The organism is Kribbella sp. DT2, from assembly GCF_049844575.1.
In the GTDB taxonomy this organism is placed as follows: Bacteria; Actinomycetota; Actinomycetes; order Propionibacteriales; family Kribbellaceae; genus Kribbella.
In genome coordinates this window covers 339,988-364,555 of the sequence record NZ_JBNCLH010000004.1, presented here as the reverse complement: position 1 = coordinate 364,555, position 24,568 = coordinate 339,988, and the positions used below count along the sequence as shown (strand labels likewise).

Sequence of the window (24,568 nt, the reverse complement as noted above, 5' to 3'; positions counted from 1 at the left end):
TTGCTAGCGTCACTCTTTGTGAACCCACGAGTGGACGCGCTGCTCCGAACCGCCCAGAAGGCGGTCCAGGGCCATGCCCTGACCCCGGTCTACGCCCTGCCCGCGGCGGTCCGCCACCGCCTGGCCGGCGCCCCGATCGAGATCGACGGCAACGTTCTCGACCCCGACCTGCAGCTCCTGCTCCGGCTAGAGGCCCTGCTCCCCGGCAGTGGCTCTCCGAAGTCGGTCGCCGCGGCCCGCGCCGGTCTGCTCCGCGGGACCGCCCTGGTCGCCGGACCGCCGCGCGAGGTCCAGCGCGTGACCGAACTCACCGTCCGAGGCGCCGACGGTCAACTCGGTGCCCGCCTCTACGTCCCCCGTACGGCGGGCCGCGGCCTGCTCGTCTTCTTCCACGGCGGCGGCTGGGTCGTCGGCGACCTGAACACCCACGACGCCTACTGCCGCGACGTCGCTGTCGAAGCCGGAGTCCGCGTCCTGTCGGTCGACTACCGCCTCGCCCCCGAGGCACCCGCGCCGGTCGCAGCCGAGGACGCCGTCGCCGCCTTCAGCTGGGCCGTCGAGCACGCCGAGGACCTCGGCGCCGACCCTTCGCTGGTCGCCGTAGGCGGAGATTCCGCCGGCGGCAACCTCGCCGCCGTGGTCGCCCAGCAGTGCGTCGCCCGCGACATCCCACCGCCCGCGCTGCAACTCCTCCTCTACCCCGCCGTCGACCTCGTCGGCCGCCGCCCGTCCCGAGACCTCTTCGCCGAAGGCTTCTTCCTCACCGAGGAAGAGATCCTCTGGTACCGAGAGCACTACACCCCCGACCCGTCGCTCCGCCCCGACCCGCGAGTCTCCCCGCTCTTCGGATCTCTGGAGGGCCTGGCCCCAGCCCTGGTGGTCACCCCCGGCTTCGACCCCCTGAGAGACGAAGGCAACGACTACGCCGCCGCCCTCACTGCCGCCGGCGTCCCCACGACCCTCCACCAGGAACCCGCCATGATCCACGGCTTCGCCAACATGCTGGCCCTGGGCGGCGCCACCCGAGCGGCGCAACTACGAATCCACGCCCACGTGAAGTCAGCCCTCAACCCCTGACCTCAGCTATCGACGGGGTCGGCCACCAGCTGAGGTCGGAGAAGAGGCGCCAGGTCTCTCACCGGTGGAGCCATTTGCATGTGCATCGCAGCGCGGCCGGCAAAGTACACAGCACCGAGCGCTGCACCTGAGGCTTCCGGATCATTTGTTCCTGGTAGATCGTCGGCGATGTCATTGCTCGACGAGCTGCATCTCGAACATGACCCATCTCTGCCCTCGAGCCGACAGGGCGAACTTGCGGTTGTACTTCGTCGCCTCGCTCGTGAACGGAGACGCGGTTGCCGTCTGGCGGCTGACGTACCGACCGACCTGAATCGTCGCTGAACCGCCCACTCGCCCGTGCACACCGCGCACCAGTTCAGCGACATCACCGACCTTCTCGCGGTAGTCCCCGGTCAGCAGTCCGTTCGCGGCGTTGGATTTCTTGACGAAATCGGCGTAGCTCTTGCAGTTCTCGCACCCCGTGTCACTTTCACCCAGCAAGCGAGCGGTGTCGCCCGTGGCGGACGCGTAGTTCAACAGGTCGCTGTAATAGCGGACGAACTCCTCGGCAGCCGCCAACGTCAGTCCTTCAGCCCTCCCGGGACGTTCAGGTGCCACCGCCACGCCAGATGGCGTCGACGGCCCAGCGGCGACTATCCGATCCGTTCCAGAGCCACTCGCGGAGCAACCAAGAAGTCCAGTGATCAACCAGCCCGCGAGCACAGCGGCGCCCACCCGAACAGACCTACCAAGACCTGCCATCAGTTCGGTGGATCCACCAGCACCGGCACAGCCTCCTGCACCTGCAGGGGTGTCGCGGGGCCTGTGATCGGCACGGTGCCTTGGATGTACTGCCAGCCCGTTCCGTCCACGTTGAACCTGGCCGCGTAGTTGGTCGTCAGCGTGACGCTCACCGCTCCACGCTTCAAGTACTTGTGCGTGATCTCCTTCGCCGGGTACGGCTTCCCCGGCGACTCGGTCGTCACCGTCGTCCCGTCCCCGAACCGCCACGTGTAACTCATCGGCGTCGCCTCAACCAGCACCGGGAACCCGAGCAACGTCACTGTCGTGCTGGACACCTTTGCCTGGTCCGTGTAGACGATCGTGTCCAGGTTCACCAAAGTCTTCTCGGCCGGCTGCACCTTCACCCGCAACCCGGGAAACGCGACATCCTTGGACTCACTCAACACCTGCTCCCAGGTGACATCCTCCGGCTGAGGCAACTGCGTAACTGCGACCGATGGCGTCGGCTCGTCCGGCTCCAACCGCTCGGCCTCCTGACAACGAGCAGGCCCCATCCGCCCGCCTCCATCGGGGGCTGGCATCCCACAGATTCCGATGTTCAGGCGGAAGGGAGCCCGCCGTTTCGACTCTCCAGCGGGTTGGGTCGGGCTCTTTCTCGGATAGTCGTTCTCAGGCTCGGGGGGAGGCTTCGCATGCTTTCCAGGAAGCCGCCCGGCCTCTTTCCCGTGGCCGCCCAGGACAACTCCCCACCGGGACGGTTTCGCGTCGATGTCAGTTTTCTTGGTGGAAGACCCCGAGGGCTTCTTAGTCGCCGTTCCTGATGGCTCGGCGGGCGTGCCGACCGCAGCTTCTACGGACCCCACGACGATGCTCACGGTCCCGACGACTACCAGCGACGTCAGCACGGCCCACGATCGAAGTGGCGCCTGCATCAGTTGATCTGCATTTCGAACATCACCCAGTTGCCACCCGAAGGCGCCAGGGTGAACTCCAACATGCCGGTCGCGCTCTTCTTGGTCACCGGTGACGCACTGGGGTTGGCCCGTTCCACGAAATCGCCCGACTTAAGAGTGGCGGAACCGCCCACTTTCCCGGCCTCACCGCGGTAGATCTCCTTGACCGCCTGCAGTTTGTCCCCGTAGTCACCCGTGAGGCCGCCATTGCGTGCGTTGACCTTCTGAACGTAGCCAGCGAGCGCTTTGCAGCCGAGGCAGCCCTGATCGCTTTCGGCCATGAATGGCTTCGGGTCACCAGTCGCGTACGAGTAGTTCAGAAGACTCACGTAGTAGGCGATGAATGCCTCGCCTGCGGCAAGAGTCGAACCTGCGGCAGGCGTCGGTCGGGGAGGTGGGGAACTCGGTGCTCCAACCGTCGGTGACGAGGTGTTGCTCGGCGGTGCCTCGGGCGAGCTAGGCGAAGGTGGCGTGGTGGTGTCCGGACGCCCCGCTTCCGGGCTGCCCTCTGAGCAGGCGGTCAAGGCCGCGGCGAGCAGGCAGCCGGTGGTGATGGCGGTCAGCCTGTTGCGGAATGTCACGTTCGTCAGCCCTCCGTAGTCGACTGATCGATCGTAACTGTCCGTGGGGGACGGTGAGATGGGAAAAGCTGCAACCTGTGGACAACTGCTTGGGCCAGGACCCGCCATGCTCCGCGGCTTCGCCAACATGCTGGCGTTGGGCGCCATGATCGAGCGGCGCAAGTCCGAATCCACGCCTACTCGAAGTCAGCCCTCAACCCCTGAACCCCGGCGGCGGGAGGCGCTCCTCAGTTCGGCGGATCCACCAGCACGGGCACGGCCTCCTGCACCAGCAGGGGTGTGGCGGGGCCTGTGATCGGAACAGTGCCGTCGATGTACTGCCAGCCCGTTCCGTCCACGTTGAACCGTGCGCCGTAGTTGGTCGTCAAACTGACCTGCACCGAGCCGCGCTTCGCATACTTGTGCGTGATTTCCTTGGCCGGGTACGGCTTCCCTGGCGTGGTTGTGGTCAGCGTCGTCCCGTCACCGAAGCTCCAGGTGTAACTCATCGGCGTCGCTTCGACCGCCACCGGGAACCCCAGCAACCTCACGGTCGTGTTGGAAACCTTTGCCTGGTCGGTGTAGACGATCGTGTCCAGGTTCACCAAGGTCTTTTCGGCCGGTTGCACCTTCACCCGCAATCCGGGGAATGCGACATCCTTGGTCTCGCTCAACACCTGCTCCCAGGTCACGTCCTCGGGGCGAGGCAAATCCCTCCGGGCCGCCACCGAGGGCGTCGGCTGATCCGGCTCCAACCGCTCAGCTTCCTCACAGCGAGCCGGTCCCATCCGGCCGCCCCCGTCGGGAGCCGGCATGCCACAGATCCCAATGTTGAGGCGAAAGGGGACTCGGCGAGTGGATGATGACGGCAGATCGAATTTGGTCTTCTTGGCGGGCTTGGGGAGCTGGCGTTCTGGCGTACCTGGCTGTGGAAACTCCCTCCGCAAGGTCTGCTGCTGTCCCTTGAGACTTGCTCCCCAGCGCGTCTTCTTGCCTTTGACCTTCGGATCCTTGGTCGCCGAGCTCGACGGCTTCGCTGAAGCATCGAGTGATGTGCCCGCCGAGAAGAACAGGGTGCAAGTCGCTGCCAAGCTCCCCAGGAAGAGCGCGACGAAGCCAGCTCGAAGGGCCGGCCTCATTCGGTGATCTGCAATTCGTACATCACCCAGTCGCCTGAGCTGGTCGAGAGCGTGAACTCCATGGTCCCGTCGCTGCTCGTCTGCTGGACAGGCGAAGCGCTCGGCGTCAGCCGCTCCTCGTAGGTCCCGGATCGGATGGTCGCCGACCCACCCAGCCGTCCTGACGCGCCGCGGTAGATCTCCTTCACCGCGATCAACTTGTCCTTGTAGTTACCCTTGATGCCGCCGTTCTTCACGTTGACCTTGCGGGCGTAGTCAGCGATGCCCTGGCAACCGAGGCAGCCCTTTTCGCTTGCGGTCATGAACGGCGTCGGGTCGCCGGTCGCGTACGAGTAGTTCAGGAGGTCCACGTAGTAGGCGATGAAGGCCTCCCCGGCGGCCAGGCCCGAGCCTGATGCCGGCGCGGGACGAGACGGAGGCGCACTGGGGACGGCGTTGGTACCTGAGCCCGGTGATGTGGGCGTGGGAGTCGTATCAACCGTTGACGGCGGTGGGGACGTATCGGGGCGACCTGCTTCCGGGCTGCCGTTGGAGCAGGCTGCCACGGCTGTGGTGAGCAGGCCGATAGTGATTGTGGCCGCCAGCCTGTTGCGGAATGTCACGTTCGTCAGCCCTCCGTAGTCGACTGGTCGATCGTAACTGTCCGTGGGGGACGGTGAGATGGGAAAAGCTGCAACCTGTGGACAACTGGGTTGGGGCCAGGAGCCGCCCGGCTGGGGGGTGAGAGGCTCGGACGGCTCCTGGTTGAGGGTGGGACGGGGCTCGGGCCGGTCTATGACGCGATGTGAGCGGATGACTTCGGTGTGACACCGTTCACAGGGGCTTGGGGGCGTACTGGACGTCCAAGGTGGCAGTGGTGAAGCCGAGGGATTCGTAGAGCCGCCGGGCGGGGGTGTTGGTGCCGTCGACGTACAGGGTGATGGCCTCCAGACCCCGGGTTTCCTGGAGGTGGTGGAGGCCCTGGAGGGTGAGGGCCTTGCCTAGGCCGGAGCCCTGGTGGGTGGGGGAGACGCCTACGACGTACACCTCGCCCTCGTTGTGCTCGATCTTGGTCCAGTGGAAGCCGGCGACCTCGCCGGTTTCGCGGTCGACGGCGAGGAAGAAGCCCTCGGGGTCGAACCAGTCCTGCTGGAAGCGGTCGGTGAGGTCGGCGGCCGTCCACAAGCCCTGTTCGGGGTGGCTGGCGAAGGCGGCGGCGTTGACCTTCAGCCAGGCGGCGTCGTCCTGGCCGGGGACGAACGGGCGGACCTCGATGGTGTCCGGCCAGGTGATCGCGGGCAGAGGCGCGCTGGTACGGCGAAGGAAGTACAGCTCGCGGGTGACGTCCAGGTCGAAGTGGGCCGCGAGTTCGTCGGCGCCTGGGAGGCGGCCGTGGGCCCAGACGCGGAGCTTGGCGCCGCCGTGGTCGATCAGGGTGCGCAGCAGCGCCGTACCGGTTCCTTCGCGGCGGGCGTCCGGCGCGACGACGAGCTCGGCTGAGCCGTCGAGGCCGAGGGCGGCGTAGCCGACCAGGTCGCCGGAGGTGGTGGACAGGCCGGTGGCGTCGACGGTCGCGGGCTCACCGGCGTACGCGAGGACGTGCAGGTCGCCGTGGTGCTCGCCGTTGAGGTGGAGCAGCGTCTGCTCGGACAGCGGATTGACGTCGTCGCTCTGTGCTGCCGAGCGAGCGAGTTGGGTGACGGCGGCCGCGGTGGCCGAGGGCAACGGTGAGGGAACTGCTTCGAGGGTCACGTGAATACCGTAAAAGGTCCTACCCAGTTCACCCTCAAGTCCTTGGACGGTCCACTCCGTGTCGGGTAATTTCGCGGCACCGCACACCCTGCGGTCCGAAACTACAACGGAGTAGACATGGCCTTCACAGGACGAGACAAGACGTGGTTCAGGGGTCCGCGGGCGGTTGCCCTACTGGCCGCCGGAGCCGCGGTGGCACTCGGCTTGGCCACGGGGGGAACCGTGACCCAGGCGGCACCGGCCAAACCGAAGCCGACGCACACCCAGATCAACCTGCTGGCGCTGAACGACTTTCATGGCAACCTCGCGCCCAACCCGGCCACCAGTTCCGGCGGCAACGTGAACGGGACCCCGGCCGGCGGCGCGGAGTACCTGGCCACCCACCTGGACAACCTGCGTGCCGCGGCGAAGGCGCAGGGCCAGGAGAGCGTCACGGTCGCCGCGGGTGACCTGATCGGCGCGTCCCCGCTGCTGTCGGCCGCGTTCCACGACGAGCCGACCATCGAGGCGATGAACGAGATGGGCCTGGACGCCGCCTCGGTCGGGAACCACGAGTTCGACGAGGGCTGGCACGAGCTGCTCCGGATGCAGACCGGCGGCTGCCTGAACGACGGCGACGGGCAGAACAACCAGAACTCCTGCCCGGACAAGAAGGCCAAGTTCAAGGGCGCCGACTTCGACTACCTGTCGGCCAACGTGTTCTTCGAGAACACCCGCCAGACCCTGCTCGACCCGTACACGGTGAAGAAGTTCAAGAGCGGCCAGAAGGTCGCCTTCATCGGTATGACGCTCGAGGCGACGCCGAACATCGTCACCAAGGCCGGCGTCGAGGGGCTGACGTTCACCGACGAGGTCGAGACCGCGAACGCGCTGGTGCCGAAGCTGCGCAAGCAGGGCATCGAGTCGATCGTCGTGCTGCTGCACGAGGGCGGCTTCCCGAGCGACCCGCGCGCGTTCAACAGCTGCCCGGGCATCTCCGGCCCGGTCACCGACATCGCCAAGAACCTCGACCCGGCGATCGACGCGGTGATCTCCGGCCACACCCACAACGCCTACAACTGCTCGATCAACGACCCGGCCGGCAAGCCGCGGCTCGTCACCAGCGCGTCGTCGTTCGGCAAGGTCGTCACCCAGGTGCGGCTGAGCATCGACAACAAGACCAAGGACGTCGACCGGCTGAACACGCTGGCCAACAACCTGATCGTCACCCAGGACGTGCCGAAGAACCGTGACCTGACGAAGCTGATCACCAAGTACCAGGGCCTGGTCGCGCCGATCGAGTCCAAGGTGATCGGGCACATCACGACGCCGTCGGTGACCAAGACGCCGGACGACTCGCAGGAGTCTCCGCTGGGCAACCTGATCGCGGACGCTCAGCTGGCCGACCCGTCGGTGGTGACCGGTGGCAAGACGCCGGTGGTCGCGTTCATGAACCCGGGCGGGATCCGGGCCGACCTGGCCTCGACCGGTGGAGCGGTGTCGTTCGGGCAGGCGTTCACGGTGCAGCCGTTCAACAACTTCCTGGTCTCGATGGACATGACCGGGACGCAGATCAAGGCGCTGCTCGAGCAGCAGTTCTCGGGCGCCAACGCGGCGTCGGCGAAGGTGCTGCAGGTCGCCGGGATCACCTACACCTACAACCCGGCCGCTCCGGCCGGCTCGAAGGTGGTCGCGTCGTCGGTGAAGGTCGCCGGTCAGCCGATCGTCGACGGTACGTCGTACCGGATCGTCACGAACAACTTCCTCTCCGACGGTGGCGACGGGTTCCCGGCCTTCACCACGGCGACGGACAAGTTCTTCGGCGGGCTCGACATCGACGCCTTCGCGTCGTACCTGTCCGCGCACGACCCGTACACCCCCGGCGCTACCGACCGGATCAGCATCTCGTGACGTTGTCCGGACCTGCCGTGAGGTGAGGCTCCGGTACGGCGGCCGCCCGGATCGCGTTCAGTTGAAGGTGATCCGGGCGGTTGCTTCCCGGGGTTGTGCGGCTTGCCTGCGTACGGCGTACCTGTGTGCCTTGGTGGTTCGGCCTCGATCAGAGGACGAACTTGAGCACGACGAAGGCGAGGGCTACGCCGGTCGAAAGCGCGGCGCGGCCGGAGCCGAGGCCGCGGCGGATGCCGGTACCGAAGACCGCAAGCGTGAGCGGGACCAGCATCACCAGCAGCGTGATGCCGGCCGCGTGCACGCCGACGTGGGCGCGGCTGCTGAGCAGCAGGCCGAGGGCCATGGCGAAGGTCAGGCCCAGCCAGGTGGTCGTCTGGATCGGTCCGTCGGACGGATCACTGCGATGCGATGCATGAGCGGCAGCACCGCCGCGGCGGTGCGAAGTCGGAGCGTGCGCCATCGGTCACCTTTCGTGAACAGACCGAATACGCAAGGTAGCACCCCGGCTACACGCCGGTCCAAGCCCGATCTTGTGCAGCCCGTCGGGGGTCAGATCCGTTGCAGGGCGGGAAAGTAGGTGATGTGGGACGCGTGTGACTGGTGTGACTGCTGAGGTACGCCGTACGCGGTGACAGCCGTGGCTGGGAGCCGGTCCCGGCGGTGCGCGACCGGCTCGACTCAGACTTTGGCGTCGGCCGTTTCCCGCTCCTTGGTGGTCGGCGGGATGACGAAGCGGTAGCCGACGTTGCGGACGGTGCCGATCAGGGACTCGTGCTCCGGGCCGAGCTTGGCGCGCAGGCGGCGGACGTGGACGTCGACCGTGCGGGTGCCGCCGAAGTAGTCGTAGCCCCAGACCTCCTGGAGCAGCTGCTCGCGGGTGAAGACGCGGCCGGGGTGCTGGGCGAGGAACTTGAAGAGCTCGAACTCCTTGTACGTGAGGTCGAGCGCGCGCCCGTTCAGCTTCGCCGTGTACGACGCCTCGTCGATGACGACGTCGCCGCTGCGGATCAGCGTGGTCTCGGGGTCCTCGTTGCGGGCCGCAGCCAGGCGGCCGATCACCAGTCGCAGGCGGGCCTCGATCTCGGCCGGGCCTGCGGTGTCGAGCAGGACGTCGTCGGCGCCCCAGTCGGCGTTCACCGCGGTCAGGCCGCCTTCGGTGACGACCAGGAACAGCGGTACGTCGATACCGGTGGTCCGGATCAGCCGTGCCACACCGCGGACCGTGACCAGGTCACGGCGGGCGTCGAGCAGGACCGCGTCGGCGTCGGGCGCGTCCACCAAGGCCGCGACCTCGGACGGAAGGATCCGGATCTGGTGCGGGAGCAGGGCCAGAGAGGGCAGCACCTCGGTAGAGGCCTGCAGCGCGTTCGTCAGCAGCAGCAACGTGCTCACGCTGTCTCCTTGTGCGGGTCGGTGGATCGCGGGTCAGCGGTCCGGTCCTGAAGCACGTCAGGCCCCAACGGCGTCATTGCCGGGGGCCCGAGACACACTGGTGTGGAACAGCAAGCTGACATAATACTCCAGGAACCTGTCGATGAGTGAGGCGTCTCCACATGCCGGAAGTGACGATCAGATACTTCGCCGCCGCGCGCGCCGCGGCCGGGGAGTCGACCGCGACGGCCCGCGCCGATTCGGTCAAGGAGCTCGTAGGGACCGTGTCGGCCGACCGGCCGGAGCTGGCCCGGGTGCTGGGCATCTGCACGTTCCTGGTCGACGGCGAGCGCGTGGAGCTCACCACGACGCTCCGGGACGGGGCTTTGGTCGATGCATTGCCGCCGTTCGCTGGGGGCTGAGTCAGGGCACGCTGCTGGATGGTGGGTTCGGTGGTGCTGTGCTGCTGGTTGCCGGCGTTGAGTCAGCCGGTATGACGCTGAGTCAGCCGGTACGACGCTGAGCTGCGGGCCGCTTGGATGCGGCCGGGTAGGTCGCCTTCGGCTGAGGTCGCGGCGGCCGGTTGGAAAGGCTGCCGGGGGATTGCGCAATGCGGCCGGTGCAGGGGTGGTGGATGCCGGTTGCGTAGCCGGGTGCTGCGCGTGCTTGGGCGGGTGCTGTGGGCCTGCCGGGTCCGGGTGGGGTTGCGTGGTGCTGTCGGCTTGAGGACCGGGTGGGCTGTGTGGTGCTGCGGGCCGCTTCGATGCGGCCGGGTAGGTCGCCTTCGGCTGAGGCGGCGGCTGCCGATGAAAGGCTTGCTGGGGGACTGCTCAGCGCGGCCGGTGGCGGGGGGTGGATGCCCGCATGCGCGTGGCCGGAGGCTGCGCATGCGCGGGTGGGCGCTCTGGGCTTGGGGCCCGGGTGGGTTTGTGTAGCGCTGTGGGCTTGGGGCCCGCGGGGGCGTGGTGCTGTCGGTTCGAGGGCTGGGTGGTGCTGCGGGCTTGGGCCCGTGGAGGGTTGTGTGGTGCTGCGTGTATGAGGAACCGGCCCGGCTCTGGTCTGGGCGGTGTGGGGAGCCCGGATGGGTGCGGGGCGGCGTGCCTGGGGACCGGCAGGGGGTGCGGGGGTGTTGCGTGCTTGGGATCTGGCGGGGGCTACGTGGTGCGGTGGGCCAGGTGGAGGGTTAGGTCGGCGTTCATCGTTACCTCTAGGGGGAGGACCTGGAGGATCTCGGTGAGGGCCTGGATTCGGGTGGGTTCCGGGAGCTGCAGGTACGCCGAGATGGTGGACAGGTGGGCGACGTACTCGTGGCCGGGCATGGTGACTCGGCGGTCGATTGTTGACTGGTGGACGTCGGTGAAGAGTGGGGAGCGGAGGAGTTCGGTTCCGGGCCATTGCATGGGGCTGTTCTCCGGCGTGCCGTCGGGGGACGGGACGCCGTTGTCGGCCAGGTAGCGGCGGCTGACGATGAGGACGGCCTGTGCGACGGCTGGGTCGGCGAGGTGGAGGGGGCCGCCGAAGGAGGCGAAAGTGCCTTGGGGGTTGAGGAGTGCGGCGGCTCGGTCCCATCGGCCTGCTGGGGTGGTCCAGTGCAGGGAGGCGGCCGCGAAGACCAGGTCGTACGTCGGGCCGAGGGGGAGGTCCTCGAAGGTGCTCTGCAGCGTTGGCGCTGCGGGGACTTGGCGACGAAGCTCGGCGAGCATCGCGGGATCGGGCTCGGTGGCGGTGACCGCGATCCCGCGGGCGGTGAACGCACGGGTCGCTTTGCCGGTCCCGGCGCCGATCTCAAGGGCCGTGCGGACCGGCGTACTGGGCGAGCCGGAGGCCTGTGCGTACTCCAGCACCGCATCCACCAGCTCCGGTGGGTAGCCCGGGCGGTAGCGCTCGTAGGCGGCTGCGACGGATCCGAAGCTGAGGGCTCGTTCGTTCACGGTTGATGGTGACATCTCGTCGCTCGGGGGCCACCTCGATTTTGCGGCGTGGGCCGACTCCGGGCCCGGCAGATTGCGCGGCTGTGGCACAGGGCACGGGGACCTTACTCACCACGGTGGGTCGACAACCGTCCGGTGCACCCGGTCGGCGAAGGCGGAGGGGAAGGCGTCACCGACCTGAGCGCCGCTACCTCGGGAGTGCCAGGTACTGCGGAAGCCGGGTCGCCCACGTGATCGTCGGCCGCACCTCGCCGGCCACAGCAGCCGGTACGACGAACACCGCGACCGTCTCGTACGGCTTGCCCGCCACCGGCTTCAGGAAGTACGGCGCGAGCCGCGGAGCGCGCCAGCTCTGCGGCTTGTCGTCGTGACCGCCGGTGCAGCCGGTCGGGCGGTCCTGGAACTCGTCGTCCAGGATCGACTCGTCCCAGGTCCGGCCATCGTTCGCGCGCAGGTGGATCTGGCAGCCGCCGAGCGACTCCAGCTTGGCGAGGTCGTCGACCTGCAGCCGGAAGTACACGCGGATCCGCGGGGTGCCGTCGGGCAGCGGCGTGCCGGTCCGGCCGGCCCGGGGATCGGTCTCGACACTCGTCGCGAACCAGGTGGCGTCCTGGTACGACGTACCGCCGGCCGCGACCTCCACCGCGTCGCGCGGCTCGGCGTCGTACCAGGAGCTGTAGTCGCTGCGGACCGACGACCAGCCGAGCAACGGGATCGTGAGGACGAGCGACGTCGGCGCGATCGTGTTGCCGGATCCAGCCGGGCCGGGCGCGTCGGGCGGTCACCGTTCCACCGCCGGCCGGGCCGTCATCGTTCGACCGCCGGGTTCAGGATCGCGACGTCCTCGCGCAGCCCGTCGAGCTGATCCTTCGAGAACCTCAGCGCGATCGTTGCCTACGGCTCCAGATCGGTCAGGATCTTCTTCTCCAGCACCGGCAACGTTGCTCCAGGCAACTGATCAGCCGGCATCTCGACCACCACCGGGCCGCCGACCGGGATGCCGGGCGCGAAGTGGAAGTGGCTCAGGTCGGCACGGTCCAGCCCGCTGCGGTTCGCGGCCGCGTACGTCGTACCGTCGGCGGCGCGGATGCCGATCTTCTGCAGGTGGATCGGTTCGCGGTTCGCGGTGACCACGGCGTCGATCACGGGGGCTCGGGGTCTGGTCGCGCAGGTTGGTGGTGCCTTTCGGCGGGTCGGCCGGCTTGACGCCGTTGACGTCGAGCAGCCGGATCAGGTCGTACGGCGGTTCGAGGCCGGTCTTGTCGGTCAGTTCGAGCTCGAGTGCGACGGCGATCAGGACGCCGCCCTTGTCGGGGGTGAAGAGCCTTGACGACGACCATGCGCTGGACGGGGACGCTGAACTGTTCCGCGTCGACGACCTCCCCGGCGCCGGTCGCCGGGGTTCCGTCAGAGGCCGTGCGAGGTCTGGAGCCGGCGCGGGCTGAGGTAGCTCGCGATGCGGCCGGGGAGGCCGCGGGGGTTGCGGCCGCTGCGGCCGAAAGAGCTGCAGCAGGAGCCTGTCGGCGACGGCGGCGACGGCGGCGAGCACGCCGAGCACGCCGACCGCGCCGAGCACGCCGGCCGCGCCGAGCACGCCGGCCGCGCCGAGCACGCCGGCCACGCCGAGCACGCCGGCCACGCCGAGCACGCCGGCCACGCCGGCCACGCCGAGCACGCCGGCCACGCCGGCCACGCCGGCCACGCCGGCCACGCCGAGCACGCCGAGCACGCCGGCCACGCCGGCCACGGCGAGCACGCCGGCCACGCCGGCCACGCCGGCCACGCCGAGCACGCCGAGCACGCCGGCCACGGCGAGCACGCCGGCCACGCCGAGCACGCCGAGCACGCCGGCCACGCCGAGCACGCCGGCCACGCCGAGCACGCCGGCCACGCCGAGCACGCCGGCCACGCCGCCCGCGCCGAGCACGCCGCCCGCGCCGCCCACGCCGCCCGCGCCGACCACGGCGTCGCGGTCGTACGCGCCGTCCAGCACGCCGGTCTTCCGCTCAGTCGAAGGGTCGCCCGCGGAGGCGCTTGGTTTCCCCTCGGCGCTTCTTTTCGTCCAGCCTTCGCCGTACGGCGCCCTTCGACGGGCGGGTCGCCCGGCGCTGCCGGGGCGGTGCCGCGATGGCGTCCCGCAGCAGGCTCGCGAGCCGGGCCCGGGCCGCCTCGCGGTTGCGCCACTGGGACCGGTGCTCGGACGCGGCGATCGTCAGTACGCCGTCCACCAGCCGGGTCGTCAGTCGCTCGAGGGCCCGGTCCTTGAGCGGTTCGCCCAGCGCGGACGTCGCCGCCAGGTCGAAGATCAGCTCCACCCGGCTGTCCGCCGTGTTCACCGACTGCCCACCGGGCCCGCTCGACCGGGAGAACCGCCATCCCAGCTCAGCCTCGGGGATCACCACCCCGGCGCGCACCGTCAGCCCTCCGTCCACAGCCCCATTCAACCCGACGGCCTGCCCGATTGCTCATCTAGGCAGTTTCTTCCAGCCCTATGAGATCGAGTGGTTAGAAAGTTACAGTGAGCGAGCGCGACCCCGCCCCGTCCGCCCACGTCGTGAGGCCTGCCATGAAACTTCTGCGCGCCCTTTCCCTCCTCGCCGTTGCCGTCGCGCTCCTGGTCGGCAGCAGCCTCGGATCACAAGCAGCACCCGCCGATCGCCCGTTGTGGCAGGCCTCCGCACAGAAGTCCGTGCCGGGCGACGTCACGTTCCAGGCGCTGACCCAGCTGCCCGACACCGCCGCGATCCAGCTCGTCAAGGTCGACGCCGACGCCCTGACCGGCGAGACCGTGCAGCTCACGTTGCCCGGCGGCCGTGACGTGGTCGCCCGGCGTACCGAAGCCCGACCGACCGGCGAGGGCCGAAGCGCGTGGCACGGTGAGTTGAGCACCTCCGTCCAGCAGTCCGGCAAGGCCGAGGCCCGGATCGACGAGATGAACGCCGTCGCGCTGGTCCGCAACGGTGATCGCGTCACCGGCAGCATCCGGGTCGAGGGTCAGCTCTACCGCCTCGTTCCGGTGCGGAGCGGGCTGCACGCGGTCGTGCAGGTCGACGAGCGGCGCAGTCCCGTCAGCGCCGACCCCCGCGCGACGCCCGAGCCCGCCCCGGCACCGAAGGCGCAGGCTCCGCAGGCGTCAACCGTCCGGGTCCTGGTCGCGGTGTCGGCCACGGCCGCGGAGCGCATCGACGACGTGAACGCCCTGGCCGACCTGGCGATCGAGGAGTCGAACCGCGGGCTGGCCAACAGCCTGGTCCCCGTCACCTTCGAGCTGGCCGGCATTCACCAGACCCAGTACGCCGAGACGGCCGGCGCCGATCACCTCGGCCGGCTGCAGAAGACCAGCGACGGGATCATGGACGAGGTGCACGCGGCCCGGAACGCGACGGCCGCGGACGTGGTGGTGCTGCTCGCCGTCGAGCCGTCGTACTGCGGTCTGGGGTACGTCAACGTCGCCGCGACCTTCGCCTTCTCGGTCGTCAACTGGACCTGTGCCACCGGCAACTACTCCTTCGCGCACGAGATCGGCCACAACTTCGGCGCGCTGCACGACCCGCTCAACTCCACCAACACCGCCTACCCGTACGGCCACGGCTACCAGCACCAGCCCGGGACCGCCGGCGACTGGCGCACGGTGATGGCCTACGACTGCACCGGCGGCTGCCCGCGGATCAACTACTGGTCGAACCCGCGCGTCACCTACAACGGTGCTCGGATGGGCACCGCCGGCAAGCACGACAACGCTCGGGTGCTCACCACCCGCGCCGCGGCCGTCGCGGCGTTCCGCGCGTAGTCCGGACGCGAGCACGTCGCCGGTCCGCGAAGACCGGCGACGTGCCCTGGAAATCCCGCGCGATCCGGTCGCGTGACCGCCAGACTGCTCGCCATGGACTGCGTCTTCTGCGACCTGCTCGCCACCGATTCCGCCCAGTGGGTCGCGAAGGAGCAGGCTGCCGTTGCCTTCTCACCCCTGCCCGGCTCGGAGATCGCGCCCGGCCACACCCTCGTCGTACCGCGCCGGCACTGTGATCTGGGCGTGCTCGACGTCGGCCCGGACGACCTGGCGGCAACGAGCGAGCTCGTACGGCGGGTCGCTCGGGCGATGGTCGATGCGCTCGGCGCGACGGGGGTCTGTGTGCTCAACGCGTCCGGGCCCGGCTCGGGGCGCAGTCTCGATCACCTGCATTTTCACGTCGTACCGAGGTATCCCGGCGACGGCGACGACACCCTGCCGTGGCCGACGGGGAGGTCCACGCACCAGCTGGACGGCGACCCCAGGAGCCTGCTGGCGGCGGTGCTGATGTCCACGAGCTGAAACAGGCCCGTGGATCCCAAAGTGCAGCGGCGTACTCTCGAATGCTGTGAGTACAGGGATCGTCGTGCTGGCCGCCGCGGTCGTCGCCGGGGTGCTGCTGAGCGTGCTCAAGACCTGGTACGACGGACGCTTCCGCGCGACGCGGGTGGTGGAGAGGCAAGCGGTGGACAACGGCGATCAGCTGACGGCTGACGACCTCGGTGCCGAGCTGGGCGAGCGGGCGACGCTGCTGCAGTTCTCCTCGGCGTTCTGCGCCCCCTGCCGGGCGACCCGGCGCGTGCTGGCCGAGGTGGAAGGCATGGTCGACGGCGTCCGGCACGTCGAGATCGACGCCGAGGCCAACCTCGAGCTGGTCCGGCGGCTCAACATCCTGCGGACGCCGACCGTCCTGGTGCTCGACGCCGCCGGCGGCACGGTCACGCGGGCCAGTGGCGCGCCGCGCAAGGCCGACGTGATCGCCGCGCTGGGCGTCGCCGTCGACCAACAGGCCGGCTGAGAAGCCAGACTGAACCGATTCACCCCTTCCACATCGTGATCAGTTGTCTCACGAAGTGGGACCACGACTGGCGGGTCCTCGGCGTTTCCGTACTCTCGACACGTGGCTTACACGACATGGCTGACCAAGCGCAGGGCAGTGGACAACTGCCGCATGCGCTCGTCCCTGTGTCGCCGCCCCTGACCAGGCGGCGTCCCGAGCGCTCCGGAACCGGCAGCTGAGCACGGTTCGGATGTACGTCGCCTCCCGCAGAACGTCGGGCGGGCAAGTCTCGATCCAGCTCCTTGTCGAGGAGTTCGTATGTCCCAGCAACCGGTCACCCCACAGGTCGACCCGCGCGGACTCCGGTTCGCCGCGGCGCTGACGACGGTCGTCCTGGCCCTGACGCTGATCCTGAACAACCCGTGGCCGCTGGCCGTCCAGGCCGTCGTGTTCGCGATCTCGGTCGCGTTCGGCGTCCAGGCGTCGCCGTACGGGCAGCTCTTCAAGCGACTCGTCCGGCCCAGGCTGGGTCCGCCCAAGGAGCTGGAGGACGCGGCGCCGCCGCGGTTCGCCCAGCTGGTGGGGCTGGTCTTCGCCGTGCTCGGCCTGATCGGCTACCTCAGCGGCGCCGAGCTGCTCGGCATCGTCGCCACCGGATTCGCCCTGGTCGCCGCGTTCGTGAACGCGGCGGTGGGGCTGTGCCTCGGGTGCGAGGCCTATCTGCTGATCCAACGCATTCGTACGCCAAACCGTGACACTTCGCTGTTACCAACTGAGAGGCAGCACACATGAGCAGGGAATCCGCTCTCGTCTCGGCCGACTGGGTCGAGGAGCACAAGTCCGACGAGAACGTCGTGCTGATCGAGGTCGACGAGGACGTTTCGGCGTACGACGCCGGCCACATCGCCGGTGCGATCAAGCTGGACTGGAAGACCGACCTCCAGGACCAGGTACGGCGCGACTTCGTCAACCAGCAGCAGTTCCAGGCGCTGCTGTCCGAGCGCGGCGTCAAGAACGACGACACCGTGGTGCTGTACGGCGGCAACAACAACTGGTTCGCGGCGTACGCGTTCTGGTACTTCAAGCTCTACGGCCACGGCGACGTCCGCCTGCTCGACGGCGGCCGCAAGCGCTGGGAGCTGGACAGCCGCGAGCTGACCGACGACGCGGTCAAGCGCGACGCCACCGAGTACACCGCCAAGGAGCCGGACCTCACCATCCGCGCCTTCCGCGACGAGGTGCAGGAGGCGATCGGCGTCAAGAACCTGGTGGACGTTCGCAGCCCTGACGAGTACGCCGGCCGTCTGCTCGCCCCGGCCCACCTCCCGCAGGAGCAGGCCCAGCGCGCCGGGCACATCCCGACCGCGGCCAGCATCCCGTGGAGCAAGGCGGCCAACGACGACGGCACCTTCCGCTCCGACGACGAGCTGAAGAAGCTGTACGAGGACGCCGGTGTCGACTTCGGCAAGGACACCATCGCGTACTGCCGGATCGGCGAGCGCTCGGCGCACAGCTGGTTCGTGCTGCACGAGATCCTCGGCCAGGAGAACGTCAAGAACTACGACGGTTCGTGGACCGAGTGGGGTTCGCTGGTCGGCGTACCGGTTGCCCTCGGCGACGAGCCGGGCGAGGCCTGACATGTGCGGCGCGAAGAAGGGCGGCCTTGACCTCAAGGGCGTCGACATCGACAAGGAAGCCGTGATCCAGGGCCAGGTCCTGCGCGGCGAGGAGCCGGTCGGCGGCGCGTACGTGCGGCTGCTGGACTCCACCGGCGAGTTCACCGCCGAGGTCCCGACGTCGGCGACCGGGCACTTCCGGTTCTTCGCCGCCCCGGGCAGCTGGACGCTGCGCACGCTCGCGCCGAAGGCCGAGCCGGTCGACCGCCAGGTCGTCGCGCAGTACGGCGAGGTGGCCGAGGTGGCCGTCGCGGTCTGACGCTCTGTACATTGATCGACCCTGAGGGGCCCGGGCCTTGCGCGCTCGGGTCCTTCTTCTATTGAAAGAATTTGTTTCCAGTTCTTTGGTATGTCTGGTTATTTGTCACGGTTTGGTAACGGACCTGCTGCGGCTCGTTACCTACTGCGACCACTTGAGTTGTGTCTGTGTCCTGGCCCGGAGTTTGGGTCACGTCATCACTCAGGGAGAAGAAGTCTTAATGAAGCCCCGCATCAACAAGAAGCTCGCTGCCGTGGGCGTTGCCGCGGTTGTCGGCGTAGCTTCGACGATCGCGCTCACCTCGGGCTCGGCGAACGCGTCACCGGTCTACGGCTACAACGGTTACTCGATCGGCACCGACGTGCAGGGCGGCATCGTTGCCAGCGGCCCGCAGGTCAAGGCCGAGATCAGCTGCACCACCGACGCGAACCGCAAGTCGCGCAACGACCTGGCGACCGCGAACGTCAACAACCAGACGGTCGCCAAGACCGTCACCACCGACACCTTCGCTTTCGCGGAGAAGCGCGGCAACGGTGTGACCTCGACCGCCACCGCGGCCGACATCCGGGTCGGCTCACTGCTGCACCTGAAGGGCGCCAAGACCACGACCACCGCGTGGATCAAGAACGGCGTCACGTACTACACCGGCAGCACCACCTTTGCCAGCGTGCGGATCGGCTCCGTGAACGTCCAGTCGCTGCTCAAGGCCAAGCCGAACACCAAGGTCGCCGTTCCGGGCCTGGGCTACATCGTGCTGAACCGGGTCGGTGGTGTGAAGACCGACGCCGGCATCTACTCCTACGCGCAGGCCGTCGTGCTGCACGCGACCGTCAGGAACCGCTACATCCCCGAGGGTGTCGACGTCGCGGTGCTGAAGACCCGCGCCGAGGTCACCAAGCCGGCCACCGCGCTGGTCATCGGTGACGCGTTCGCGACCAAGGCGAACGTGGACAAGCTGGTCAAGTCCGGCCCGACCTCCTACCAGGCCACCTGCCAGGGCACTGGCGGACGCACCGACCGCGTCGCGGTCGGCGAGGTGAACATCCCGAAGGTCGCCTACGTCGGCGCCGCGTTCACCACCAAGAAGGGCGACATCGGCCCGAACAAGTCCTACGTCGACTTCAGCTCGCACGTCGCGGGTGTCAAGGTCGCGAACCTGTCCATCGGCGCCATCGAGTCCTCGGCGTCCGCGTGGAAGACCAAGGACGGCAAGGTCGGTCTGAACTCGCACTCGACCATCGCCTCGATCAAGGTCGGCAACAAGGTCTACCCGGTCAAGACCGGTGAGAACGCCGAGCTGGAGATCCCCGGCATCGCCAAGCTGACCTTCAACCAGGTCCTGCGTCAGAGCCGCTACATCTCCGTCAACGCCCTGGTGATCGACGTCTACAGCCTGAACACCAAGGTTGTCGTGGGCCACTCGGCCGCCGGTGTGATCGGCTGATCCAGCCACACACCCTCCCTGACTGAGTCGAACCTCACCGATCCAGACAGGCACCAGAACGGCCCCGGCCGGATCTTCGGATCCGCGCCGGGGCTGTTTTCTTGTGCGGTACGCCGGTACGCCGTGCTCAGGTGTCGAGGATCAGCGTGACCGGGCCGTCGTTGGTGAGCTGGACCTTCATGTCCGCGCCGAAGCGGCCTCGTTCGACCTTCGCGCCGAGCGACTCCAGGGCCGCGCAGAACGCGTCGTACAAGGGCTCGGAGACCGGGCCGGGAGCGGCCGCGCTCCACGACGGGCGCCGGCCCTTGCGGGTGTCGGCGTACAGGGTGAACTGGCTGATCGCGAGGATCGGCGCCTGCTCGTCGGCGGCCGAGCGTTCGTCGCGCAGGATCCGCAGCGTCCAGATCTTCGCGGCCAGCGCCTTGGCCTTCTCCTCGGTGTCGTCGTGCGTGACGCCGAGCAGCACCACCAGGCCGGGCTGATCGATCGCGCCGACCGCCTCGCCCGCGACCTCGACCGACGCGTCCGTGACTCGTTGCACCACTGCTCTCATGGATCCCAGTCTGCCGTTCCGTAAATCGTCCGGTCCTCGGGGTGATTCACGACCGAATCTCCCGTTCAACGCCGACATCTGGCACGATTCGTCCATGACGTCGACGCTGATCACCGTTGCCCCGACCGGTGCCGAGACCGCGAAGGCGGACTGCCCGGCGCTGCCCACGACGCTCGACGAGCTGGTCGAGACCGCGAAGCGCTGCGAGGCGTCCGGGGCCGCGATGATCCACATCCACATCCGGGACGCCGACCACCGGCCGACGCTCGACCTCGGCCGGCTGACCGAGACCGTCGCGGCGGTCCGCGAGAACACCGCGCTGATCGTCCAGCTGTCCACGGGCGGCGCCGTCACCGACCCGTTCGAGCACCGGCTGCGCGTCCTCGAGGCGACACCGGACTCCTGCTCGCTGACGATGGGCACGGTCAACTTCGGCGACGACGTGTTCATGAACCCGTGGCCGTTCGTCACCGACCTCTACCGGCTCAGCCAGGAGCGGCACGTCGTACCGGAGTTCGAGCTGTTCGACCTGGGTCACGTCGCCGCGCTGAACCGGTTGCTCGACAAGTTCGGTCTGCCGTACGGCGGCCGCGTGCACTGCGACCTGGTGATGGGCGTTCCCGGCGGCATGCCCGGTACGCCGCAGGCGCTGGTTGCCGCGGTCAACGGTCTTCCGGAGGCGGTGACGTCGTGGTCGGCGACCGGGGTCGGCCGGACGACGTTGCCGGTCGCGCTGGCGGCGCTGTCGATGGGCGGACACCTCCGGGTCGGGATGGAAGACACCCTGACCCTGGCGAAGGGGCAGCCGGTCACGCACAACGCGGAACTCGTGGACCGCGCCGCCGCCCTGACGACGCTGGCTCAGCGGCCGCCGATGTCGCCGGACGCCGCGCGCGAGCTGCTGAACGTCGCCCGCCGGGACTGAACGACCGCGACGATCACGCCGACGACGATGATCGTGGCCTCTAGCAACAACCAGTCGCGCAGGTAGTCGCGCGGCAGCACGGTCGGGTTGACGCCCTTGCCCTGGCGGACCAGCAGCGGGATCGCGACGAGGGTCGTGATCCCGACGTACAGGGCGGTCGTGCGGACGGCGCCGATCGTGCGGTGGTGACCGGGGCCGATCGACCAACGCGTCAGGAGCCAGCCGGCCGTGACGGTCAACGGGACCAGGAGGAAGTCGTCGGCCAGGACGGCGCCGCCGAGCCAGAGCGGCAGGCGGATCAGGGCGTCGATGCTGAGGCTCTGCAGGAGAAGGCGGAGCCCCCAGAGACCGAGTCCGACACCGACGGCTGCCATTGCTACGCGGACGAGTCTCATGCGAGTACCTCCAGGCGGTGGACCCACTTGGTCTGCAGTACGCCGGGGCGGTTGGGTGCGATGATCCGCGCCGGGAAGCCGTGGTCGAGATCGAGGTCGGAGCCGTTGAGCTTCAGCGCTAGCAGCGTGAGCGGGTCGGCGGCGAACTGGGGCGGCAGTTCGCTCGTCGCGTAGAAGCCGCCCTTCTCCATCGAGACGACGCGGACGGTCGAGTGGTCGGGAGCGCCCGCGAGGCGGAGCAGGTCGCGGATCCGGACGCCCTCCCAGCTGGCGCCCTGGCTCCAGCCCTCGACGCAGGCGATCGGGAGGTCGGAGTGGCTCTGCTGCAGGGACCTGAGCTCGGCGAGCGACCAGGAAAGTTGCTGAGGGCCACTGATGGTGAAGCGCCAGTCGTCGCCGACCGGTACGACGCCGGCGTCATGGGCGGTGCGGTTGATCGGCAGGCTTTGGGGGCCGAAGTTGGGCTTGCGGGGTGCGAGTACGGCGATCGGGCCGAAGGCCGGGACGGACTGGCCGACCGAGACGATGCCGACCAGGGCGCCGGCGCCGGCGACGGTGCGGAAGAGGCCGCGGCGGCTGAGCCCGGTGACCTCGGCGGGGAGGGAGTCTCTGGTGTGCGCGGGCTCGGGCGCGGCCGGCGCCGTGTCCGGCTCCGTCTCCGGCGCGGCCGGGAGGCCGGCCGTGTCCGTCTCCGGCGCGGGCGGAAGGCCGGCCGGCTCCGGCTTCGGCGCCTCTGCGGCTTGCTCCTCCAGCGGCGCGTACGGCGTACGGTCTGCTGCTGTTCTGCTCCAGTGGGCGCGGATCAGCGGGAGCTTGACGGCCAGGTGCACGAGCAGGGCGCCGATGATGATCCAGGCGAGCGCGTAGTGCGTTTCCTTGAAGGGGAACGGCCACGGGTACCACTGCAGGGTGTTGAGGAAGCCGATGAACAGCTCGAGCGCCATCGCCGAGACCAGGACCAGGATCGACAGGCGCTCCAGGAGCGTGGCGAGCGCGGCTCGGCTCGGCGGCCACGGAGGCTTCTCGAAGAGCTTCGGGTAGACGGTCCAGAGCTTTGCCAGCAGCAACGGAATCGCCACGGTGCCGCTGAGCACGTGCAGGCCCTGCGTGACGCGGTAGAGCGACGCCGGGCGGGTGGGGATGTGCAGCCAGCCGGGCGTCGCCTGCTGGAAGTGGCTGAACAGGCCGGTCAGGAAGCAGACCACGACGGCGACCGCCAGCCAGCGGCCGACCACGGTCGCGACCCGGGGGTGGTGCAACGCGGACCTGAACGCCGGCTGCGGAGGGCTCGGGAGCTTCATTTCTCCATCAGAACGCGTCCGGTGCCGCTCGGCGGTGCTGTGGCGGTTACCGCCCGCGAACGGCCTGTACGGCGGCTTACGGGTCGTGGACGGATCGGGGCCGGGGCTGGCGGGGCGCGGCCGGATTGTTGTCGGATTGCAGGTTTTGGCGGGTCGCGAGGGGCTGGACAGCGTGCAAGGGTGGTTGGTCGCGCGGGCCGGGGCGCCGGTCGGCGAAGGCCCCTCGGGAATGGGATCCGGGGAGCCTGTGGATACGTCGGAACGGCTGGCACCGTTTCGGCATAACCTGAGAGTGGTCCAGCTCTGGGGATGCCGAACAGGGCGATGGAAGTCGTGGGGTCGGAGAGGAGAAGGTCAGTGAGGACGCAGCTGCGGTCGCCGGACGAGGACGTGCGCGCGATGGCGGACCTCGCCGAGGTGGACGACTGGAGCCGGCTGTGGGGCCCGCCCGACACCGGCCTGGCCGGGATCCGGGCACTGGTCGCGCGCGCGGTCGCCGCGACCGGCTGGCGGCCCTGGGCGCCCGGAGCCATCGACCCGAACGAGTACGCGTGGGGGCTGGTCACGCCGCGCGAGACCGTCATGCTCGTGCTGCCGGACGCCGTACTGCCGGAGAGCCCGCGAGGCACCTGGTCGGCGTACGACATCGCCGCCGAGGAGGTCGCCGACGTGGAGGACCTGGTCGACGACCACTGGCCCGGCCAGCTCACGCTGGCGCGGCAGCACTGGGGCGACCCGGTGTTCGTCGGGCCCGGCGACGACCCGCGGATCCCCGCCGAGTGGCGCGAACGGCGCCGGCACCTGGCGGTGTGGCTGCGGCCCGGCGCCGAGATCCATCTGTACGCCACCCGGCTGCTGCCGGGTGAGGCGAATCCGTCCGCCGGATTCGCCTACTCCGTCTACGCGAGCGAGGTGGCCTGATGGCGTCGATCGAGGAAGAGGTCTTCATGGACCTCTACCACGCGGTGAAGGGGGCCATGCGGGGAGTGCGGAGGACGTTCGCGCTGGCCCGGAGGTTGCTCCGGGGCCGGCGTCGCGACCGCCAGGCGGGCCGCGCGCCGCAGATCGACGCGCCGGGCGGGAGCGGCCCGTCGAACAACGGGCCCCAGGTCGACGAGCGCGTCGTCGAGGAGCAGCAGGATCGGCGCCTCGACCTTCACGAACGCCGGGCGATGACCGAGGCGGTGCTCGTCCACCTGCGCAACCACCCGGAGCACCGCGCCCAGCTCGACTCACTGACCGACGTGCAGCGGCGTGAGCTCATGAACGGCCTGATCGACCGCGCCCTGGCCGACGACGAGCTGGGCCCCGACCCGAGCGACCTCGACGGCGACCGCATCCCCGACGCCCGCGAGCGCGACCTGGCCGACCGCGAGCGCGACCTGGCCGACCGCGAAGTCGACCGCGCGGTCGACGCCGAACGCGAGACCACCGAGGCCGAAGGGACCGCCGAGGCCGCCGAACGCAAAGCCGACGAGGCCGAGCAGACCGCCGAGGACCGCGAGAAGACCCGCGAGGCCGAAGCTCGGGAAGAAGACGGCGAACGCCGCGAGGGCCCGGACGCAGCCGACGCAGTCCCCGCCGCAGCAGTCGTAGCCGCAGAGGGCCTGGACGGCCCTGACGCAGGCCAGCCAGAGGCCGGCGCCGACCGCGACGGCCAGAACCAGCCAGAGACCGCCCCCCAGGCCGAGGCTGATCAGGACGGCCGGGGTGCGGACGAGCCGGTTGCTGAGTTGCAGGCTGAGGCTGACCGCGCTAGCCAGGGTGTGGACGAGGCGACGGCCGCCGCGGAAGCAGAGGCTGCCCGTGATGGCCAGGGTGTGAACGAGCCGGCTGCTGAGTTGCAG

General features: G+C 69.2%; 28 protein-coding genes. 13 read left to right on the top strand and 15 right to left on the bottom strand.

Features of this window, described 5'->3' with window-relative positions:
- Window positions 1–18: 18 nt before the first annotated feature.
- Complete coding sequence (locus tag ACLQ2O_RS19725) at window positions 19–1,077, top strand: alpha/beta hydrolase (protein WP_425833366.1); 1,059 nt, start codon at window positions 19–21, stop codon at window positions 1,075–1,077.
- A gap of 171 nt (window positions 1,078–1,248) precedes the next feature.
- On the opposite strand, the gene ACLQ2O_RS19720 is transcribed toward ACLQ2O_RS19725, so the two are convergent.
- The 6 genes from ACLQ2O_RS19720 to mshD all read right to left on the bottom strand — a co-directional run bounded on the left by ACLQ2O_RS19720 (window position 1,249) and on the right by mshD (window position 6,186).
- Complete coding sequence (locus ACLQ2O_RS19720; protein WP_425833364.1) at window positions 1,249–1,821, bottom strand: DUF6318 family protein; 573 nt, start codon at window positions 1,819–1,821, stop codon at window positions 1,249–1,251.
- On the bottom strand, window positions 1,821–2,246 hold the full coding sequence (locus ACLQ2O_RS19715; protein WP_425833362.1) for a PKD domain-containing protein: 426 nt from the start codon (window positions 2,244–2,246) through the stop codon (window positions 1,821–1,823). Before ACLQ2O_RS19715 ends, ACLQ2O_RS19720 begins: the two co-directional genes overlap by 1 nt.
- 488 nt (window positions 2,247–2,734) lie before the next feature.
- Window positions 2,735–3,337, bottom strand: coding sequence for a DUF6318 family protein (locus ACLQ2O_RS19710; RefSeq protein ID WP_425833360.1), 603 nt, complete (start codon window positions 3,335–3,337; stop codon window positions 2,735–2,737).
- Window positions 3,338–3,564: 227 nt separating this feature from the next.
- Window positions 3,565–4,407, bottom strand: coding sequence for a PKD domain-containing protein (locus ACLQ2O_RS19705; protein WP_425833358.1), 843 nt, complete (start codon window positions 4,405–4,407; stop codon window positions 3,565–3,567).
- Between the two features lie 44 nt (window positions 4,408–4,451).
- Entirely contained in the window at window positions 4,452–5,057 is a 606-nt protein-coding gene (locus ACLQ2O_RS19700; protein WP_425833356.1) for a DUF6318 family protein, read from the bottom strand.
- Between the two features lie 211 nt (window positions 5,058–5,268).
- Window positions 5,269–6,186 (bottom strand): mycothiol synthase, encoded by a 918-nt coding sequence (gene mshD / locus ACLQ2O_RS19695; protein WP_425833354.1) that lies wholly within the window; start codon window positions 6,184–6,186, stop codon window positions 5,269–5,271.
- A 222-nt stretch (window positions 6,187–6,408) separates the two neighbouring features.
- Between mshD and ACLQ2O_RS19690 the strand changes: the two genes are divergently transcribed.
- The gene (locus ACLQ2O_RS19690; protein WP_425833352.1) at window positions 6,409–8,076 is read left to right on the top strand and encodes a bifunctional metallophosphatase/5'-nucleotidase; all 1,668 of its coding nucleotides are present in this window, start codon (window positions 6,409–6,411) and stop codon (window positions 8,074–8,076) included.
- 148 nt (window positions 8,077–8,224) lie between these two features.
- On the opposite strand, the gene ACLQ2O_RS19685 is transcribed toward ACLQ2O_RS19690, so the two are convergent.
- Both ACLQ2O_RS19685 and ACLQ2O_RS19680 read right to left on the bottom strand, forming a co-directional pair.
- Entirely contained in the window at window positions 8,225–8,536 is a 312-nt protein-coding gene (locus ACLQ2O_RS19685) for a hypothetical protein (RefSeq protein ID WP_425833350.1), read from the bottom strand.
- A gap of 218 nt (window positions 8,537–8,754) precedes the next feature.
- Window positions 8,755–9,468, bottom strand: coding sequence for a winged helix-turn-helix domain-containing protein (locus ACLQ2O_RS19680; protein ID WP_425833348.1), 714 nt, complete (start codon window positions 9,466–9,468; stop codon window positions 8,755–8,757).
- Between the two features lie 161 nt (window positions 9,469–9,629).
- Between ACLQ2O_RS19680 and ACLQ2O_RS19675 the strand changes: the two genes are divergently transcribed.
- Window positions 9,630–9,869 (top strand): MoaD/ThiS family protein, encoded by a 240-nt coding sequence (locus tag ACLQ2O_RS19675; protein ID WP_425833346.1) that lies wholly within the window; start codon window positions 9,630–9,632, stop codon window positions 9,867–9,869.
- 732 nt (window positions 9,870–10,601) lie between these two features.
- On the opposite strand, the gene ACLQ2O_RS19670 is transcribed toward ACLQ2O_RS19675, so the two are convergent.
- The 4 genes from ACLQ2O_RS19670 to arfB form a co-directional block, all read right to left on the bottom strand.
- A complete protein-coding gene (locus ACLQ2O_RS19670; RefSeq protein WP_425833344.1) occupies window positions 10,602–11,378 on the bottom strand; it encodes a class I SAM-dependent methyltransferase in 777 nt (258 codons plus the stop codon).
- A 187-nt stretch (window positions 11,379–11,565) separates the two neighbouring features.
- Window positions 11,566–12,087 (bottom strand): hypothetical protein, encoded by a 522-nt coding sequence (locus ACLQ2O_RS19665; protein ID WP_425833342.1) that lies wholly within the window; start codon window positions 12,085–12,087, stop codon window positions 11,566–11,568.
- Between the two features lie 249 nt (window positions 12,088–12,336).
- Window positions 12,337–13,371, bottom strand: a complete 1,035-nt coding sequence (locus ACLQ2O_RS19660; RefSeq protein ID WP_425833340.1) for a hypothetical protein — start codon at window positions 13,369–13,371, stop codon at window positions 12,337–12,339.
- A gap of 13 nt (window positions 13,372–13,384) precedes the next feature.
- On the bottom strand, window positions 13,385–13,810 hold the full coding sequence (arfB, locus tag ACLQ2O_RS19655) for an alternative ribosome rescue aminoacyl-tRNA hydrolase ArfB (protein ID WP_425833338.1): 426 nt from the start codon (window positions 13,808–13,810) through the stop codon (window positions 13,385–13,387).
- Between the two features lie 134 nt (window positions 13,811–13,944).
- Between arfB and ACLQ2O_RS19650 the strand changes: the two genes are divergently transcribed.
- The 7 genes from ACLQ2O_RS19650 to ACLQ2O_RS19620 all read left to right on the top strand — a co-directional run bounded on the left by ACLQ2O_RS19650 (window position 13,945) and on the right by ACLQ2O_RS19620 (window position 19,547).
- Window positions 13,945–15,168, top strand: a complete 1,224-nt coding sequence (locus ACLQ2O_RS19650) for a M12 family metallo-peptidase (protein WP_425833336.1) — start codon at window positions 13,945–13,947, stop codon at window positions 15,166–15,168.
- 72 nt (window positions 15,169–15,240) lie between these two features.
- Window positions 15,241–15,690: an HIT family protein gene (locus ACLQ2O_RS19645; protein ID WP_425833334.1), complete on the top strand. Its 450-nt coding sequence runs from the start codon at window positions 15,241–15,243 to the stop codon at window positions 15,688–15,690.
- A 46-nt stretch (window positions 15,691–15,736) separates the two neighbouring features.
- Window positions 15,737–16,186 carry a thioredoxin family protein gene (locus ACLQ2O_RS19640; RefSeq protein WP_425833332.1) on the top strand — a complete coding sequence of 150 codons (450 nt, stop codon included), beginning with the start codon at window positions 15,737–15,739 and terminating at the stop codon, window positions 16,184–16,186.
- Between the two features lie 300 nt (window positions 16,187–16,486).
- Window positions 16,487–16,960, top strand: coding sequence for a DUF4395 domain-containing protein (locus tag ACLQ2O_RS19635; RefSeq protein WP_425833330.1), 474 nt, complete (start codon window positions 16,487–16,489; stop codon window positions 16,958–16,960).
- Window positions 16,957–17,805, top strand: a complete 849-nt coding sequence (locus tag ACLQ2O_RS19630; protein ID WP_425833328.1) for a sulfurtransferase — start codon at window positions 16,957–16,959, stop codon at window positions 17,803–17,805. Before ACLQ2O_RS19635 ends, ACLQ2O_RS19630 begins: the two co-directional genes overlap by 4 nt.
- Window position 17,806: 1 nt before the next feature.
- Entirely contained in the window at window positions 17,807–18,103 is a 297-nt protein-coding gene (locus ACLQ2O_RS19625) for a DUF1416 domain-containing protein (protein ID WP_132189096.1), read from the top strand.
- Between the two features lie 220 nt (window positions 18,104–18,323).
- Window positions 18,324–19,547, top strand: coding sequence for a choice-of-anchor P family protein (locus tag ACLQ2O_RS19620; protein ID WP_425833325.1), 1,224 nt, complete (start codon window positions 18,324–18,326; stop codon window positions 19,545–19,547).
- 127 nt (window positions 19,548–19,674) lie between these two features.
- Here ACLQ2O_RS19620 and dtd read toward each other — a convergent pair whose 3' ends face one another.
- Window positions 19,675–20,100, bottom strand: a complete 426-nt coding sequence (dtd, locus tag ACLQ2O_RS19615) for a D-aminoacyl-tRNA deacylase (RefSeq protein WP_425833323.1) — start codon at window positions 20,098–20,100, stop codon at window positions 19,675–19,677.
- Between the two features lie 94 nt (window positions 20,101–20,194).
- Here dtd and ACLQ2O_RS19610 point away from each other — a divergent pair, with 94 nt between their 5' ends.
- Window positions 20,195–21,025, top strand: a complete 831-nt coding sequence (locus tag ACLQ2O_RS19610; protein ID WP_425833321.1) for a 3-keto-5-aminohexanoate cleavage protein — start codon at window positions 20,195–20,197, stop codon at window positions 21,023–21,025.
- On the opposite strand, the gene ACLQ2O_RS19605 is transcribed toward ACLQ2O_RS19610, so the two are convergent.
- Window positions 20,962–21,420, bottom strand: coding sequence for a hypothetical protein (locus tag ACLQ2O_RS19605; protein ID WP_425833319.1), 459 nt, complete (start codon window positions 21,418–21,420; stop codon window positions 20,962–20,964). The genes ACLQ2O_RS19610 and ACLQ2O_RS19605 overlap by 64 nt on opposite strands.
- Window positions 21,417–22,721, bottom strand: coding sequence for a molybdopterin-dependent oxidoreductase (locus ACLQ2O_RS19600; protein ID WP_425833317.1), 1,305 nt, complete (start codon window positions 22,719–22,721; stop codon window positions 21,417–21,419). Before ACLQ2O_RS19600 ends, ACLQ2O_RS19605 begins: the two co-directional genes overlap by 4 nt.
- A 357-nt stretch (window positions 22,722–23,078) precedes the next feature.
- Between ACLQ2O_RS19600 and ACLQ2O_RS19595 the strand changes: the two genes are divergently transcribed.
- On the top strand, window positions 23,079–23,642 hold the full coding sequence (locus tag ACLQ2O_RS19595) for a hypothetical protein (RefSeq protein WP_425833315.1): 564 nt from the start codon (window positions 23,079–23,081) through the stop codon (window positions 23,640–23,642).
- A partial coding sequence (locus ACLQ2O_RS19590; protein WP_425833313.1) for a hypothetical protein occupies window positions 23,642–24,568 on the top strand: 927 nt, incomplete at its 3' end. The genes ACLQ2O_RS19595 and ACLQ2O_RS19590, both read left to right, overlap by 1 nt.

Coding starts and splice junctions, on each gene's coding strand:
- ACLQ2O_RS19720 (WP_425833364.1), bottom strand. CDS start 1,821: ATGGCAGGTCTTGGTAGGTCTGTTCGGGTGGGCGCCGCTGTGCTCGCG.
- ACLQ2O_RS19685 (WP_425833350.1), bottom strand. CDS start 8,536: ATGGCGCACGCTCCGACTTCGCACCGCCGCGGCGGTGCTGCCGCTCAT.
- ACLQ2O_RS19675 (WP_425833346.1), top strand. CDS start 9,630: ATGCCGGAAGTGACGATCAGATACTTCGCCGCCGCGCGCGCCGCGGCC.
- ACLQ2O_RS19650 (WP_425833336.1), top strand. CDS start 13,945: ATGAAACTTCTGCGCGCCCTTTCCCTCCTCGCCGTTGCCGTCGCGCTC.
- ACLQ2O_RS19635 (WP_425833330.1), top strand. CDS start 16,487: ATGTCCCAGCAACCGGTCACCCCACAGGTCGACCCGCGCGGACTCCGG.
- ACLQ2O_RS19630 (WP_425833328.1), top strand. CDS start 16,957: ATGAGCAGGGAATCCGCTCTCGTCTCGGCCGACTGGGTCGAGGAGCAC.
- ACLQ2O_RS19625 (WP_132189096.1), top strand. CDS start 17,807: ATGTGCGGCGCGAAGAAGGGCGGCCTTGACCTCAAGGGCGTCGACATC.
- ACLQ2O_RS19620 (WP_425833325.1), top strand. CDS start 18,324: ATGAAGCCCCGCATCAACAAGAAGCTCGCTGCCGTGGGCGTTGCCGCG.
- dtd (WP_425833323.1), bottom strand. CDS start 20,100: ATGAGAGCAGTGGTGCAACGAGTCACGGACGCGTCGGTCGAGGTCGCG.
- ACLQ2O_RS19610 (WP_425833321.1), top strand. CDS start 20,195: ATGACGTCGACGCTGATCACCGTTGCCCCGACCGGTGCCGAGACCGCG.
- ACLQ2O_RS19605 (WP_425833319.1), bottom strand. CDS start 21,420: ATGAGACTCGTCCGCGTAGCAATGGCAGCCGTCGGTGTCGGACTCGGT.
- ACLQ2O_RS19600 (WP_425833317.1), bottom strand. CDS start 22,721: ATGAAGCTCCCGAGCCCTCCGCAGCCGGCGTTCAGGTCCGCGTTGCAC.